General features: G+C 41.5%; 14 protein-coding genes. 1 reads left to right on the top strand and 13 read right to left on the bottom strand.

The window, feature by feature from the left end; all coding sequences use genetic code 11:
* Positions 1–270: 270 nt before the first annotated feature.
* A complete protein-coding gene (locus LKD48_RS13080) occupies positions 271–921 on the bottom strand; it encodes a hypothetical protein (RefSeq protein ID WP_066560559.1) in 651 nt (216 codons plus the stop codon).
* A gap of 541 nt (positions 922–1,462) precedes the next feature.
* On the opposite strand from LKD48_RS13080, the gene LKD48_RS13075 reads away from it, so the two are divergent.
* Entirely contained in the window at positions 1,463–2,662 is a 1,200-nt protein-coding gene (locus tag LKD48_RS13075) for an NAD(P)-dependent malic enzyme (RefSeq protein ID WP_066560557.1), read from the top strand.
* Positions 2,663–2,903: 241 nt separating this feature from the next.
* Here the strand turns inward: LKD48_RS13075 and LKD48_RS13070 are convergent, their stop codons facing one another.
* From LKD48_RS13070 to LKD48_RS13015, 12 genes are all read right to left on the bottom strand, one after another.
* On the bottom strand, positions 2,904–4,331 hold the full coding sequence (locus LKD48_RS13070; RefSeq protein WP_308732225.1) for a cobyrinic acid a,c-diamide synthase CobB: 1,428 nt from the start codon (positions 4,329–4,331) through the stop codon (positions 2,904–2,906).
* Positions 4,332–4,351: 20 nt separating this feature from the next.
* Positions 4,352–6,475, bottom strand: a complete 2,124-nt coding sequence (cobK, locus tag LKD48_RS13065; protein ID WP_308732224.1) for a precorrin-6A reductase — start codon at positions 6,473–6,475, stop codon at positions 4,352–4,354.
* Positions 6,476–6,509: 34 nt separating this feature from the next.
* Entirely contained in the window at positions 6,510–7,265 is a 756-nt protein-coding gene (cobJ, locus tag LKD48_RS13060; protein WP_308732223.1) for a precorrin-3B C(17)-methyltransferase, read from the bottom strand.
* Positions 7,266–7,337: 72 nt separating this feature from the next.
* Entirely contained in the window at positions 7,338–8,471 is a 1,134-nt protein-coding gene (locus LKD48_RS13055) for a cobalt-precorrin 5A hydrolase (RefSeq protein WP_227102410.1), read from the bottom strand.
* Positions 8,455–9,246: a precorrin-4 C(11)-methyltransferase gene (cobM, locus tag LKD48_RS13050; protein ID WP_308732222.1), complete on the bottom strand. Its 792-nt coding sequence runs from the start codon at positions 9,244–9,246 to the stop codon at positions 8,455–8,457. Before cobM ends, LKD48_RS13055 begins: the two co-directional genes overlap by 17 nt.
* Before the next feature lie 44 nt (positions 9,247–9,290).
* The gene (gene cbiD / locus LKD48_RS13045; protein ID WP_308732221.1) at positions 9,291–10,481 is read right to left on the bottom strand and encodes a cobalt-precorrin-5B (C(1))-methyltransferase CbiD; all 1,191 of its coding nucleotides are present in this window, start codon (positions 10,479–10,481) and stop codon (positions 9,291–9,293) included.
* Positions 10,478–11,122: a precorrin-8X methylmutase gene (locus LKD48_RS13040; protein WP_308732220.1), complete on the bottom strand. Its 645-nt coding sequence runs from the start codon at positions 11,120–11,122 to the stop codon at positions 10,478–10,480. Before LKD48_RS13040 ends, cbiD begins: the two co-directional genes overlap by 4 nt.
* Positions 11,123–11,206: 84 nt before the next feature.
* Positions 11,207–11,983 carry a tRNA threonylcarbamoyladenosine dehydratase gene (locus LKD48_RS13035; protein ID WP_262539057.1) on the bottom strand — a complete coding sequence of 259 codons (777 nt, stop codon included), beginning with the start codon at positions 11,981–11,983 and terminating at the stop codon, positions 11,207–11,209.
* A gap of 66 nt (positions 11,984–12,049) precedes the next feature.
* Positions 12,050–13,156 (bottom strand): ABC transporter ATP-binding protein, encoded by a 1,107-nt coding sequence (locus tag LKD48_RS13030; RefSeq protein ID WP_227102405.1) that lies wholly within the window; start codon positions 13,154–13,156, stop codon positions 12,050–12,052.
* 12 nt (positions 13,157–13,168) lie between these two features.
* A complete protein-coding gene (locus LKD48_RS13025; protein WP_308732219.1) occupies positions 13,169–14,188 on the bottom strand; it encodes a FecCD family ABC transporter permease in 1,020 nt (339 codons plus the stop codon).
* A gap of 66 nt (positions 14,189–14,254) precedes the next feature.
* Positions 14,255–15,448, bottom strand: a complete 1,194-nt coding sequence (locus LKD48_RS13020) for an ABC transporter substrate-binding protein (RefSeq protein WP_227102403.1) — start codon at positions 15,446–15,448, stop codon at positions 14,255–14,257.
* Positions 15,448–16,440, bottom strand: coding sequence for an iron transporter (locus LKD48_RS13015; RefSeq protein ID WP_308732218.1), 993 nt, complete (start codon positions 16,438–16,440; stop codon positions 15,448–15,450). Before LKD48_RS13015 ends, LKD48_RS13020 begins: the two co-directional genes overlap by 1 nt.
* Positions 16,441–16,453: the final 13 nt, after the last annotated feature.

Here is a 16,453-nt window from a genome sequence, read left to right as displayed (position 1 = left end):
GCATAGGTCTTTTGCTGAGAAAGTAGTACACGACGTATGAAATCCCATCAGCATAAATCCTGAACACAGTGGCTATAATTCAGTCTATAAGACTGAATGATGCTGCCGGAACTAGTTAAGGAATTCCACGGTTTTAACCGTGGGAGTATGTCAAAAAATTAGAATTTCCTGTTCGCGGAATCTGACGAATCATTTTTAAATATTCGTCCACACAGCTCTTTCTAAGACCTGGATCGCCATGATATTCAGCCTCATATTGATTTAAAATATCTATAATACTTGGAAGGTGATTGATAGCAACCTGAAACAAACGACTCTCCGTAAATCCATCTTCATGCTCCATTGTATCATGTGCAATTGCATAATCACAAAATGCTTTGTAGCCCTCAAGAAACTCTGTACAGCTGATTTCTCCCAAAAAGAACTGACATCGTCATTTTCAATCTCGAAATAACAGTCCTTAAAAGAACGAAGCTTTTGAAAATACCAGGCTGCCTTTTCTCCGTCCTGTCTATCTGGCATGGCATTATGAATGCCTCCCAACAGATTAATCGTCCAAATATAATTGTCACGCTTGCCATGCTTAAGAAAATATTGCTCCAAAACCTCTGCAAGCTCCAGCATAGAAAGACTGTCTTCATACCCTTGCGCTGATGCATCACGAATCTGCTTTAGAAATTCATCTGCAAGCTCATCATTCAGCTCCATTCTTCCTTCTGTAAAGGGGCGTATATACAAGTTTAACAGTGCTTCATTTTCAATGTACAGCTGTCTCATAGAGCGATATTTCTTCTTTAAATTAGCAACCCAATTTTCCTTTGTATCTGCCTTTGTGAACTGCTCGATGACGCTTTCCTCTGTCTTTAAATTTTCCTTATATTTTTCATAAAAATGAGCAATGTTTTCTCGCGTTATCGCCACAAGCTCCACCTCCTATGCTTACAGATTTCTTTGCTTTTGCCTTGTTAATTTTATCTTTTCCAATTATACTAGCAAATTTTTGTTTATGCAAGTAAATTGTATGGGTGAGATGTATTACTGCTGACGAAACCATTACACCTGAGGGCTTTCGTAACATGACGTGTGAACTTCGCGATATACATCGTTACAATTCACGGGACGCCCAATATTTACAATATAGCCCGAAGGTAAATGGCTTTCACGAGCCGGACACTTGGAGCAGGTCTTTCAAAGTAATTTATAATAAGAAAAAACATAAAATGAGCCTGCGGAGTTTGGTCCGGCGACGAAACCATTACATCGAAGGGCTTTCGTAGCATGACGTGTGAATTGTAACGATACATCTTCTCATTTACTTCCAACCGTTTCTAATTGACTTATCTCTCATTCAATGTTATTTTAATATTACATGCAATTTACTATGATATCCACTAATTGCTCATTTGGAGCTTTTGACCCTGGTATCTTATTATTGCACATCATTCTAAGGAGGTTTTTTTTCATGGCTAACACACATGATTATGGAGAGAGAAGTCTCCATATGCACTATGAAAAACGTGGTAAAATTGAAATCGTTCCTACCGTTCCGGTTAAAACAAGCGAGGACCTTTCCCTTGCATATACACCTGGTGTTGCTACACCTTGTCTTGCTATTCAGAAAGATCCTGAACTTTCCTTCTGTCTGACACGCCGCTGGAATACCTGTCTTGTTGTCACAGATGGTACTGCTGTTTTAGGACTTGGCGATATTGGTCCTGAGGCTGGTATGCCGGTTATGGAAGGAAAGTGTGTACTGTTTAAGGCATTCGGTAATGTAGACGCGTTCCCATTATGCATTAAGAGCAAGGATGTTGATGAAATCGTAAATACTGTTGCACTTATTTCTGGAAGCTTCGGCGGTGTTAATCTGGAGGATATCTCTGCTCCGCGCTGCTTTGAGATTGAAAAGAAGTTAAAGGAGCGCTGCGATATCCCGATCTTCCATGATGACCAGCACGGAACTGCTGTTGTCACTCTTGCAGGTCTGATTAACGCATGCAAGCTCACGGGCAGAAAGCCAGAGGAAACTCATATCGTTGTAAACGGTGCTGGTGCCGCTGCTATTGCCATCTCCAAGCTGTTAATTTCCTACGGCTTTGCTGATATTACCCTGTGTGACCGTACCGGAATCATCTATGAGGGACGTGAAAAGGGTATGAATCCAGTTAAAGAGGAAATGGCAAAGATCACTAATAAAAAGCATTTACAGGGCAGCTTAGCAGATGCTGTTCGCGGTGCAGATGTATTTGTTGGTGTAAGCGCTCCTGGTGTTCTGACAAAGGAAATGGTTCAGACTATGGCACCACAGGCTATTGTATTTGCGTGTGCTAATCCAACTCCAGAAATTGATCCAAAAGATGCTAAGGCTGGCGGTGCTGCTGTTGTTGCTACTGGAAGAAGTGATTATCCAAACCAGATCAATAATGTACTGGCATTTCCAGGAATCTTCCGCGGTACATTTGATGTTCACGCAAAGGAAATTAACGACGAGATGAAGTTTGCTGCTGCAACGGCTATTGCATCTATCATCCCAGATGATCAGATTCGCGCAGATTATATCATCCCAGAAGCATTTAACCCGGTTGTTGCACAGACTGTCGCTGCTGCTGTCGCAGAGGCTGCAAAAAAGAGCGGTGTAACAAGAGAGTATAAAACATTATGATACCAGGGTCAAAAGCTCCAAAAGCCTTTCGTGCTTGCACTAAAGGCTTTGAGCTTGAGACCCGCAAAAACATGAGGATGCAGCGATTTTCAAAGAAAATCAGCGAATCCGAATGTTTTTAGAATTGCGAAAGTTGCATAGCAACGGAGCAATTCGTGGGTATCAGTTGGGCACAGTCATGATTTTACTCTTCATGGCTGTGCGTTTTTGTTTTAATATTTATTTTTTGGTATCTTTTATCTCATTTCTTTTCTGCTATCTTATTTATTTTATAGCTGCGGCAGGCCTCTGCAAATTTTTCGGCAAACTTTGGATTTGAATAATATGACAGATGCGCAAAACCCCACCAGTGATCACTTCCTGCATGAACACACTCCCAACTTTTTGTTCCAACAGGCTTTTTTGCAATAGCACATTCACCATTATCCTCGCTGTCATAATAATGAAACTCATGACCGCGTATTGTTTCTCCTTTTTTCAAAAAGCTGTCTGTCTTTGAGTTTAATGTAAGATATCCGAAACGCACAAGCCGCTCTTTTTTCATACAGCATGCATGTATCACTCCTGCCATTTTATATGGTTTTTTCTCTGAATCAAAAATTGTATCATGAAGATACATAAACCCTCCGCATTCAGCCAGTGACGGCATTTTATTTTCAATAGCTGATTTTACGGAATTTCTCATGCTTTCATTTTCTTCCAGTTCTTTTAAATACAGCTCTGGATAACCTCCGCCAAACAGTATTCCATCTAAATCTTTCGGCAGCGTATCATCATGAAGAGGAGAAAAGAATATAAGCTTTGCTCCAAGTGATTTTAACAGATCCAGATTATCTTCATAATAAAAACAAAATGCTTCATCTCTTGCCACACCTATTCGAATTGTTTTTTCTGTAATTTTATGTTTAATGTCACTCTCTACATCATACTCTAATTTGGGTGCGCTCTTTGCAATCTCAAGAATCTGTTCAATATTGGCATTTTCGCAAAGGACTTGTGAAGCAATCTTTAATCTACTTTGAATATCTTCTAGCTCATACGGCATAACAAGACCAAGATGACGGCTTTCAATTCTCACATCATCTCTAACAGGAAAAGATGCAACTACAGGAATATGGAAAGTTTCCTCAATTTCCTTTGCCAGCACTGATGCAAAAGATGATGGTGTCTGATTAAGAATTACTCCCTTTATAAGATGAGCTGTATCATATTGGAGAAAACCACTTAAAAGCGCCAAAAGTGAACGTCCCATCCCCCTTGCATTTACAGTCAGTAAAATCGGTGTATTAGTTGCTTTTGCAAGTGCATATGATGAAGCTTCCTCGCGAATCCCACCAAGACCATCATAAAGTCCCATAACACCTTCTATTACTGCCAGATCACGGCTGTCCTGTCCCTTAGAAAGAAGCATTCTCGTTATGCTGTCTTCTGTAAAAAACGGATCGAGATTTCTTGAGGAAATTCCAAGAACTGTCTTATGAAACATTGGATCAATATAATCTGGTCCGCACTTAAAAGACTCTAAATGATAATTTTTCTCCTTAAGCGCCTGCAGCAATGCACATGTAATTAATGTCTTTCCACTCCCACTTTGGGGCGCTGCAATCATAATACGCGCCCCCTTTTTTGCTATTTTTTCATGCTGCACATCTTTTTTTGTATTTTCCATGTAACTATTTCCTCACAATTTTATTCATCTGCTTCCATCTTATCACCTGGCAGCAGATTAAATGATGCAATCAATACTGGATTTTGTGCCTGCATTAAATTGTATGATCCAAGCTTATGCGCTCTGCTTGCCTGAATCTGAGTCAGCTGCACATGCTTAACCGGATACGTCTGAATCAATTTTGTAATCTGCGCAATTGTTTCAAGCGACACAGCATTGATTACGACACGCACTCCTTTACTAGCTTTGTCTGTTTTTCCTTTTGTATTTTCTTTTACTATTAACTTTTTTTGAATAGCAGACAAAATATCACTTAGCGCGCCGCTGCTTCCGCCTATAAATACATGAGTCGGTGTCGGAAGCTCTTCAAATCCTTCAGGTGCCTTTTTATTAATTACCACGATCTGATCTGAAAGACCAAAACGAACAGCATTTTCTTTTGTTAAATTTGCAGCCTCTTCTTTTTGTTCAATTGCAAATACAAAAATATCAGGAGACAATCTTGCACACTCTATACTGACTGAGCCAGTTCCGCTTCCCACATCATAAACGACAGCATTTTTTGTCAGCTCAAGACGACTTATACTAAGCACGCGAACTTCATTTTTTGTCATAGGTACCTTAGTGCGTGAAAAAATCTCATCATCAATTCCTGGTGTCAATATTTGCTCCTCGCAGTCTTCATTTTCAATTAAACATGTATATACTCCTTCTGGCAAATCAAAAAGCTTTGTCTCAAATTCATCAAGATAAAACATAAAGAGCTTTTCATCTGGATATGAAAGACGATAACCTGCACTAATTTTTACATGATTTATCCCAGCTTCTCGAAATTTATTTACAAGCATTTCAAAATCATTTTTCCCAGACAACAATAAAAATACCTTAGTATTCTTTCGCACAAGATTTACAACATTTGTACGCCTTCCATGAATACTTGCAAGAACTGCATCATTCCATGAAACTCCCAAACGTGCTGCAAGTGCGCTCACAGATGAAATCCCTGGCAAAATCGTTGTCTCTGATTTTAAGATACCTTTTTCATTTGCTTCTTCAAGTGCCTTTTTCATCGACTGTGCACCACTGTAAAAACCGCTGTCGCCGGAAAAGGCAGCTGCCACCTTCGTGTACTGTGGATGTTCAATTAAATATGAAATAATATCATCCGCGCGATAATAAGGCACTTTTATACCTTTGCCTGGCAAATTTTCAAGCATTCTTTCTGCACCAAATATAATCTCTGCCTCCTCAAAGGCATGATAAGCCTCTCTTGTCATTCCATCTGTATTTCCCATTCCTATTCCAGAAAGAATTATTTTTCGGCTTCGTTTTGATAAAATATCTTCCTTTAAAAGTAACTCTAGCTTTTTTGCTGTATCATATACATTTTCACATATGTACATAGATGACTTTCTTTCATCGCCCGGTATTTCTGTCTGACACACATTTTCTAAAGGCGGCAAAATAGCACAAACCCCGACACCAGCCTTTTTAGCTGCCTCAACCTTTTCCTCAAATCCGCCTGCATGACCACTTATCTTTGTCACCATCCAGTCAATTGAATATTCCCTTAAAATACATTCATTCATCTGCGCAGAAAACGGTCCCTGCATTGCAATGATCTGACGTCCAGTAATGCCATTTGCCGTACATAGACGAATGCTTTCTTCTCCAGGAAGCACACGCACAAAAAGGTGATTCTTAATTGTTTCATTTTTTGCATAGCTGCCCAAATCCTTACTTCCTGTCGTAAGTAAAATATTTCCTGTCTGAAACGACAGCCACGCGCTGCATTCTTCATGTGTCTTAAATGATACAAAGCCTTCCTCTGCACTCTCTGTGCTGCGGCGCAGACGAATAAGTGAAATAGACTCCTTATCTGCTGCCTGACGGACATTTTGCGATACGATCTGTGCATACGGATGTGTAGCATCAACTACCACATCAAATTTTCCATCTCTCATAAGCACTTCCATCTCTTCTTCTGTAAGGCGGCCGCAATGCACATCAAGACGTTTATCGTTCATAAGCTCAAGAGCATAATCAGTTGCAACACATACACTGCATTTAATATTCGAATCAGCAAGCAATTCAGCAAGTTCACGCCCTTCTGTTGTTCCGGCAAATACTAGCACTTTTTTCATCAAAATCACCTACTTTCTATAAATTCTTGTTTTCTCAGTTTTCCTTTTGCATATGAGTATTTATATGATAATTACGCCCTGTCACAAGCTTTCCTTTCACCACATGGCTTTGAGAATTACCGATAAAAACAGTTGTAAACATATCGACCTGCTCATCCTTAAGCTGTTCAAGCGTACATATTTTATATTCAGTACCCTCTCTTCCAATATTTCTCACATAGCCACACATTCGCTCTGGACAAACCTTGCGAAGCAAAATTTCACATGCGCGCTTTAAATAATCTGGTCTTCCCTTGCTTGACGGATTGTAAATGGCAATACAAAAATCTCCGTCTGCCGCCGCTGACAGCCGCTTTTCTATTATCTCCCATGGCGTCAGTCTGTCACTTAAACTTATCACACAAAAGTCATGACCAATAGGCGCCCCAAGAACAGCTGCACCGCTGACTGCCGCCGTAATACCCGGAATAATCTCAAGCTCACAGCCTGGATACTCCGGGAGAAGATCATACATTAAAGATGCCATACCATATACGCCTGAATCACCGCTGCACACAATAGATGCGATACATCCTTTTTTTGCCTCCTCGAAACAAAGACGGCAGCGTTCCTCCTCCCTTGTCATCGGTGTTGCAATTGTTTTCTTATTCTGAACCAGATCACCAAGAAGCTTTAAATATACCGGATATCCGGCAATCACATCACTTTCTTCAAGTGCCTGCCTTGCCTGGGGCGTCATCATCTTAGGTGCACCCGGTCCAATTCCTACTACATATATTTTTTGTTTCAAACCAATAACCTGCCTTTCGTTATTTTGTTATCATCCGCGAAAGCGTTATAAAAAATCTTCTATGGAATGTCTTTAAAATACCGGAAAAAATGTATGCATTGCAATAGCTACAGTTACTCCATCTTTTGCATACTTTCTCGCAAGAAGTATTCCCTGTGGTGCTGCTGCCATTGCAGAGCGCTCACATACATTGTCTACTCCAACAGTCTTTTCAACGAATGCAGAACTGCTGAAATTTCCCGGCACTTGTCTTAACTTTTCTTCAGTAAATGTAACAAACTCAACATTAAAATCTGATGCTGTCTCAATAAGTCCAGCCTCATCCTTTTTGCGGTCAATTGAAGTAATCTGACAAACTGCCTCTTTCGCAATACCACTTTGAGCTAAACGCTCACAAATTGTCTGTTTAATTAAAGCTGCCTCTTTTTTTCTTCGGCAGCCCACACCAACCACGATGCAGCGCGGCACAAGCCAAAGTGAACCCTTTTTTCCATCTTGTATAAAAGGAGAAATTATGATATCCGCCTCTTTTTCTGGCACTGATTGATCTGATATCTGCTTTTTTTCACTTTCTTTTTCTGATTGCTCAATGCTCTCTTGTTTTAGTACTGTTCCCTCAAAAGAAAGCGTCACTAACCTGTTTTCACAGCGCACTGTCACATTTTGATGTGCAAGCGTTTTTGCTGAGACACGAGCAATGCCTTCTTTATTTTGAATTACATAGTTGTTCTTCTGTGCAAATAAATCAGCAGCAAAGCAGTGACTGACATCAGTTGCCGTAGTAATTACTGCTTGTGCATTTAAAAAGGCGGCAATTTTACGAGCATACTCATTGGCACGTCCAACATGACCCGACAAAATAGGAATAACATAATCCCCATTTTCATCAATCACAATAACAAATGGATCATGCAGTTTATCCTTTAAAAATGGTGCAATCGTGCGCACTGCAATACCAGCAGCACCAATAAAAATCATTCCCTGTTTTTTTTCAAAGCTTTCTTTCGCACACTCTGACAAACGTATCGAAGAATACGATTTTGATGCACGGCACTTACTTATGCACTTAACTAAATCTCTATCACATTCGCAATCCGCTTGATCCTTTTGCTGTGACTGGAAAAGATATGCGCTTAGCCTATTTGCCAGAGCCTCTCCCTTTTCTGTAAAGCTAATAATATTGATGCAATTACTTGTCTCTTCCATCTAATGCTAATGCCTCTTCTGTCTTTTTCTTTCTGTACTCTGTCTCAAAGTCAGGCGCATAGAGACACGACAGCGCATAGTCGGACGGTGAGATCGCATCTCCCACAAGAACAACTGCTGTCTTTTTGATTCCATACTTTTCAGCTTTTTCGTCAAGTGTGGACACAGTACATTTTAAGCAAAGCTGCTCTGGCCATGTTGCCTTATAAACAATAGCTGCCGGTGTATCTTCGCTGTAGCCGCCTGCAATCAATCTCTTTGATAATTCTTTTAAATGACCTGCACTCAAATAAACTGCCATAGTCGCATGATGCGCGGCAAAGCTTTCGATGCTCTCCTTTTCTGGCACTGGCGTGCGTCCTGCCATACGTGTGATAATAAGACTTTGAGATACTTCTGGTACTGTCAGCTCTAAGTTAAGTGCTGCCGCTGCGCCAAAACATGCCGTTACGCCAGGACAAGTCTCATAACCTATTCCAAGCTCTTCAAGACGGTCCATCTGCTCACGAATTGCACCGTAAATGCTCGGATCACCTGTATGAAGACGCACCATCTTCTTTCCTTCTTCTTCGCCCTTTTGCAATGCATCTATGACCTCATCAAGCGTCATATAGGCGCTATTTAAGCATTCACATCCCTTCTTTGTATAAGAAAGCAGCTCAGGATTTACTAGTGATCCGGCATAAATGACAAGATCTGCCTCCTGCAAAAGCCTCATTCCGCGCACTGTAATCAAATCGGCAGCACCGCATCCTGCCCCTACAAATGATACCATATTTTCCTCTCAATCCGCAGCCTCATTTGCAGCTGCTATGTTTTCTAAATGGTTGTCTCGTTAGCATTAACATTTTCGTGCTGCAGCTCATGTAAAAATTCCTCTGCACCTTCGCTTTTTGCCAATTCACCATATTGGTTGTCGTAGAGTATGCATTCAATTTTCATTTTGCCACCGGCACGTTTATTCATATAATAGATGATTCTTTCCATCAGATAGTCCATGACAGGCTTTGTCTTTTTTTCTTCTTCCAAATAGGCAATTGCCTCTGTCGTTGTCGCACTATCCAAGATTTTCATCAGATTGTCACGGCTGACACCTGCGCGAAGTCCTGCTGCCACAAGAAGCTCCACTCTGCAGTCTGCCTCACGTGAATGTGTATTCATAATGCCTCCGGAAACCTTGACAAGCTTTCCGATATGTCCTGTAAGAAGCATTTTTTCAAATCCGCATTCAACTGCCATATCTATTGTCTCTCCAATAAAATTGCTGCACTTAACACTAGCATCAAGATCGTAGCCGTAGGTTTCTTTCATAAAATCGAGTCCATAGTTGCCCGGAGAGACCGCCGCTATCTGGCTATTCTGCGCATGTCTCATATTTAACTCAAGACGAATAGTGTCAAGAAGCGCCTGACTGCTCATTGGCTCTACTACACCACTTGTGCCAAGCACAGAGATGCCGCCAACAATTCCAAGGCGTGGGTTAAATGTTTTTTCTGCTAGCTCGACTCCCTTTGGAATAGAAATAATAACCTTTAAAGCGCCCTTATAATCTGCCATGCGGCAAACCTCTAACACCTCGGCCTCAATCATCTGGCGCGGCACATGATTGATTGCAGCATTTCCAACTGGCTGATCCATGCCCGGTCTTGTGACACGGCCAACGCCAATTCCGCCATCAATCTCGATGGTTGCATGGAGTGCTTTCGTTTCTGTTTGTTTTTCTTCTTGTAGAGAAGTTTCTGTCTGTGACGTTTTTGAACGTTCTTTGTAAGATACCTCTGCATAGACAAGCGCACCAGTCGTAATATCAGGATCATCTCCTCCATCCTTTTCAACCGCACAGCTAACGCTTTTCTCTTTTCTGGTAATCTCTAACAGCTTTGTCTCAAACACGATGCCTTTTGGTGTTACAATAGAGATTGTTTCTTTTTTCTTTCCTGTCAAAAGCATGTAGGCAGCTGCCTTAGAGGCTGCTGCCGCACAGCTTCCTGTCGTAAATCCGTACCTCATACGCATTTTCGTCCAGAAAGTTCATAGAGAACTGCATTGCATATGGCTGCTGCCACATTGCTTCCGCCCTTTCTTCCTTTATTTATAATATAAGGAATGTCAGTCTCCATGATTTCTTCTTTTGCTTCCACTACGTTTACAAATCCTACTGGAACACCTATTATAAAGGCTGGCTTATATAATCCTGCCTGGTACATTTCATAAAGCTTCATCAGCGCTGTCGGTGCATTTCCTACCACAAATATGGTTGGCTTATTCCAAGATGCAGCAATCTCCATACTAACGGCCGCACGCGTTGTCTTCTGCTCCTTTGCCAGCTTTGCTACTGTCTCATCTGCCATAAGACATTTTGCTTCACATCCAAACACGGCTAATGTTTTTTTATTGATTCCAGACAACGCCATATTTGTATCTGTCACAATCGCTGCTCCGCTTTTTATAAGCTCCTTTAGCTTATCAAGCGCACCTTCTGAAAATACAAGTGTATGTGCATAATCAAAATCGGCTGTCGTGTGTATAGCGCGGCATATCACTGGTGCCAGTTTATTATCCAACTTGATATTTCGCTCCTTTAATTCCGCTGCGATGATCTCAAAGCTTCGCTTTTCAATTTCACCCGGAAGAACAAATTCTGTTTTCATCTAAGCCTCCTGCTAACAAAAACCCGTCAGCAAATAAAGCTGACGGGAGTTTCGCTATTATATTCATTTAATTTTCTTAGTCGTTTATTCGCCTTTTATCGTTAAGGTACCTGCTGTCAAATCTTTGATGACCTCTCCTGCCAAAATCAGTCCTGCCACTGGCGGCACAAATGCAACACTTCCTGGAATGTCTCTTCTCTCAGTACACTTATGCGCTGTTCCTGGAGGGCATACACAGTGAGAACGACAGCTTACGCTCATATCTTCCAATGGACGCACTGGCTTTTCAGTTGAATAGACAACCTTTAACTTCTTGACACCGCGCTTTTTTAACTCATGGCGCATAACCTTTGCAAGAGGACACATCGTTGTCTTATAAATATCGGCAACATGAAATTGTGTCGGATCAAGCTTGTTTCCTGCACCCATGCAGCTAATCACAGGAACGCCTGCCGCCTGTGCACGCATGATGATTTCGATCTTTGCTGTAACAGTATCAACCGCATCAACCACATAGGAATATTCAGAAAAATCAAATTCATGCGCATTCTCAGGCAAATAAAAGCACTGGCGCATCTCTACCTTCGCATCTGGATTGATTTCCAGAATTCGGTCTCTCATGACCTCTACCTTATATTTTCCGATTGTCTTTCTCGTTGCTATAATCTGACGGTTGATGTTAGTTAAGCATACTTTATCATCATCTACAATTACAAAAGAACCAACACCACTTCTTGCAAGTGCTTCTACCACATAGCCGCCAACGCCACCAATGCCAAAAATGGCTACTTTAGCTCCTGCAAGCGCATCCATTCCCTCTTTTCCCAATAAAAGCTGTGTTCTTGAAAACTGATTTAACATTTCTTTCCTGCCTTTTCCTTTTGCATGTTTCTCTATCTCTGCCTTTGGTATATTAGCATTGATAAACTACCATGTCAATAGGTTTATTCCCAACTGCTTTGCATAGAAAAGAAGTTCTTCATTGGCTTTCTCGAAGGTGCCGAAATTCGGTCGGCAGCAGATTACGTGGTCGCACTCACTTAGCGTGGCTTTCGCGGCTTCTAGCGTCGTGCCTTTTATTGGCTCGAAGCTTTTTGATGCGATTACATTAGCGGCGAGTGCCTTTGCGACTGGATAATCGAGGTCGTTTTCAAAGAGAATGCCTGTGGCAAATGGAATGTTTTTTCGCTGCAGCTTTCTGTAAATGTTTCGCCCGGTCCCGTCACCGGCGATGACAAAAACAGATGGCTTTCCACAAGGCTTTGGCAGCTCTGCATTCATGGTTTTCTCATCGAAGCTTCCTGACGAGATGCCAAACAGCTTCGAAATATATCCTTTTATAAAAATTTCCTGTGGTGTTCCGAAACGCTCTGGCGTTGTTCCATTTACACAAAGAATCTGATCGGAAATGCGCTCAGCGAGGTCTAACTCATGAAGTGACATGATGACTGTCAACTTTTTCTGGTGCTTCATTTCCTGTAGAATTGATAAAAATTCAAGCTTATATTTCACATCCAGATAGGAGGTCGGTTCATCTAAGATCAAAATCTGCGGCTCCTGACAAATCGCACGCGCAAGCATGACGCGCTGACGCTGTCCATCGCTGACTTTGTTAAAGTCAAGATCCTTTATCTGTGTTACCTGCACCAATTCCATTGCTTCCTTTATCACCTTCCAATCGGACGAAGAAAGGATTCCAAAGCGTCCCGTATAAGGATAGCGGCCTGTCGCAACTACATCCTCACATGTCATTTTTTCTGCGCGAAGCTTTTGTGTCATTACAACTGCCATGCTCTGTGACAACTGTTGTCCAGACAGCCTTGATAGTTCTTTCTGATCGAGATAAATACTTCCGCCAAGTGTTTCAAGCTGTCTGGCAATGCTCTTTAATACAGTTGACTTTCCTGCACCGTTTGGACCAATCAATGTGAGAATCTCACCCTGTTCAAGAGAAATTTCTATATTATCTACCACTATGTGCTTTTGATAGCCGACGCAAAGTTTTTTCGTTTGAAGGTATCCTTTTTCACTCATCTTAAAGTCCTCTTACTCTGCCGTTCTTTCTTTATTTCTGCGAATCATAATCCAAAGTACAATCGGTGCACCAAAAATTGCGGTAACTGTGCTGATACTAAGCTCTGTCGGTGCCATCACCGTTCTTGCCAGCAGGTCACAAAATAAGCAGAATACACTTCCTCCTAAGAAACATGCCGGAATCATTAAGATCGGCTTTGTACTGGAAAGAAACTGCTTTGCCAAATGCGGCACTGCAATCCCTACGAAAGAAATCGGTCCTGCAAATGCCACGATACACGCAGAAAGAATACTTGAAAGAAGTACCATAGCCGTGCGAAGTCCCCTTACATTCACGCCGAGATTTTTCGCATACGATTCACCCAGCTGATATGCGCTAAGCGGCTTTGACAATAGAAAAACGGCTAACGATGTCACTGCCACAGTGACTGCCATCACAGTCACATTATCCCAGGTTGTGCCTGAAAAACTTCCTCTTGACCAGTTATGAAGATTAACAATTTGCGCATCATCTGCAAAGGTCACGACAAGTTCCGTTATGGCTGAGCAGATATAGCCGATCATTACGCCGGCGACAACAAGCATAGCCATACTGTCGACCTTTCGCGATACCAGTAGCACAAATCCCATTGAAATCATTGCCCCGACAAACGCTGCAACAATCATCATTCCAGAACTTACGCTAATAGCCTGTCCCATCAAAAATACCATGACAACCGATACGGTCATCTTTGCACCAGAGGAAATACCAAGAACAAACGGTCCCGCGATCGGGTTATGAAAAAAGGTCTGCAATAGATAACCTGCCAGGCCAAGCGCTCCTCCGAGAATCAGAGCAGCCAGCATTCTGGGCATACGAATATCCCACAGAATCCTGGCATTTTCAACTGCTTTTCCCTGAATGGATGCCAAAATATCGAAAACAGTAATTGAAACGCTTCCAATGCAGATATTTAATACACAAAGCAGCACCACACAGCATCCCAAAAGGAGAAATACAATTATGTATCTTATTTTTCGTTTTTGTTCCATTGTAAGGCAATCTCCTTTCCAAAAATTGGCAAAGCTGTGTACTGTTCACGCGTCATGTTTCATTTATTAGTCCAAACGATACAAATAGTTCATTTCTTTATCATCTGCACCTTGAAGCATGTTGTGAATGTCTTCAATTAAAAAGCCAATCGACATCGACTGCTGGTAGACATCCTTTTCGGTACACCAGACGTCACCACTTTTTACTGCTTTAAAATCAGATAAAACTGAACATTTTTCTATAAGCTCATCAACTGACTTTACACCACCATCAATCGTACTGTTGTAAATCAGATAGTCGGCATCCTTTGCTTTGTTATAAAATTCCTCAACCTGCATATTCATTGTTGAGCGCTTTGAATCATCTCCCAGGTTTTCAAATATATAGCGTCCCCCAGCAAGCTCAATCATTTTAGGAATATAGTCGTTGCTCTGGCGCACCTGGACAAGACCATTTGAGGTAATATAGAAAAATGCAACCGTCTTGTCAGTCTTCTTTGTCGCTGTGACATGCTTTACAATCTCTGTCTGTTTTTCAAAGGCTTTTTCTGCCTCCTCTTCCATTCCAGTCAGCGCGCCAAAAAATTTAATCCACTCGACACGGCCAAGTGGATGCGTCTCATAACTCGAATACTCGATAATGACTGGAATATCAAAATCTTCTAGCATTTCCTTAACCTCTGGTGAATGAAGAATCATGCTGTTCTCGATCGCAAGTGAACATTTTTTTGAGACTAACAATTCGTAATCAGGACTGCTATATTTACCAGCATAGAGCATTTTTCCTTGCTCCATTGCCTCTTTTGCCTCATCAATATACCAATTTTCTGCCTTCTGGCCAGAAAATTGGATGCAATCCAGCGCACCTAGCTCTCGAAACATATCCATAACAGCTGATGAAACCAGATAAATTCCATCCACTGGCTGCTTCAGTACAACAATATCTTCATCAAGATTATCTGGTATATCCTTGTCCTCTGGCACAGTCAAAATCTGTGTGCCGTCCTTTGTCTTTAACAGGGTATAATCACCATAATAATCCACTGAAAAATTTTCGGCATAGGAAAGAGCCATGCTGCCAGTCGGCTCTCCCAACACATTCTGCTTGCTAGTTTTATTTTCTGATGCGCTCTCATCCGCATTTGACTCTATTTTTGTCAGGATTTGCTTCTCATTACTTTTTTGTGCTGTTCTACACCCAGAAAATAACGTTAACGTACCGATCAGCGCACAACCTACAAGTAAGCTTTCTCTTCTCATCACTCTGCCGTCTTGATTGTAGAAGAATCAAAAGCAAGCGTATATTCAATCTCATGCGGCTTGCTCATTGCTACTGTATCGGCAATCACATCAAGTTCCGTATCAAATGAAGCAACTGTAATCTCAAACACTGAATTTCCCTCTGTGTTAACAGGAAAAAGCTTTTTGCCGTCTACAATCATATAATCATAGTTTGGACTGCTCCAGACAATCGAAGCAGTCACTTTGCCATCCTTCACTGTGAGAGTAGCCGGAGATTCAATCGAAGCTCTGCCACTTCCACCCTCAAGCGTAACCTCTGCTGTATAGCTGCCATCTTCAAGGTCAACTGCACTCTTTGCATCATCTTCTTTTGGCTCCGGGTTAGATACGCTTACCTTATGATCATACCATGTTCCCTTTGTTCCAATAAGAGCAACATCAAATTCTTCATCAAGTGCCGGAACTGGAATATCAAAGCCATACACTTCCTCTGTCATTCCATCGCTGTATGTTACACTATCTGTAGTTGGATCTAAAAGCTGTGCGCCTTCCTTTGCAGCATCTGCTGCAAGACCATAATAAAGATTTAAAATCTTCTTCGATGTAAGTGAAACATGAATGGTCATCTCTCCATCCTTTACAGTCAGAGTACCCTTTCCATCACATGCTTCATTTACATGGAACATACTGCTGTCAGTGTTAAAATCAGCAGTGTAGACACCATCTGCCAGCTCATCAGATTCAGAAACTGCCGTCTTTGTATCTGCCTCGGTCTTACTTTCAGTTTCTTTTTCTGTCTCTGTTTCAGTTTCTTTTACATTTTCCTTGCTTGTCTCTTTAATTGTTTCTTTTTCTGTCTTCTCTTCTGTCTGCTTTTCGGATGCTGTCTCGAAAGCAGAAGTCTTTGTTGCTGCCAAAGACTCCTGCTTATCTTTTTTCTGTCCGCATCCAACGGATGACAGACAGGTCACTAACAGCATACCAACTACAGCGATATTTTTTCTTCTCATATAATTGCTATGC

The sequence above is a fragment of the Anthropogastromicrobium aceti genome, assembly GCF_020687335.1.
In the GTDB taxonomy this organism is placed as follows: domain Bacteria; phylum Bacillota; class Clostridia; order Lachnospirales; family Lachnospiraceae; genus Anthropogastromicrobium; species Anthropogastromicrobium aceti.
Note: the sequence above shows the minus strand (reverse complement) of the source record. Positions and strands in the feature narration are given on the sequence as shown.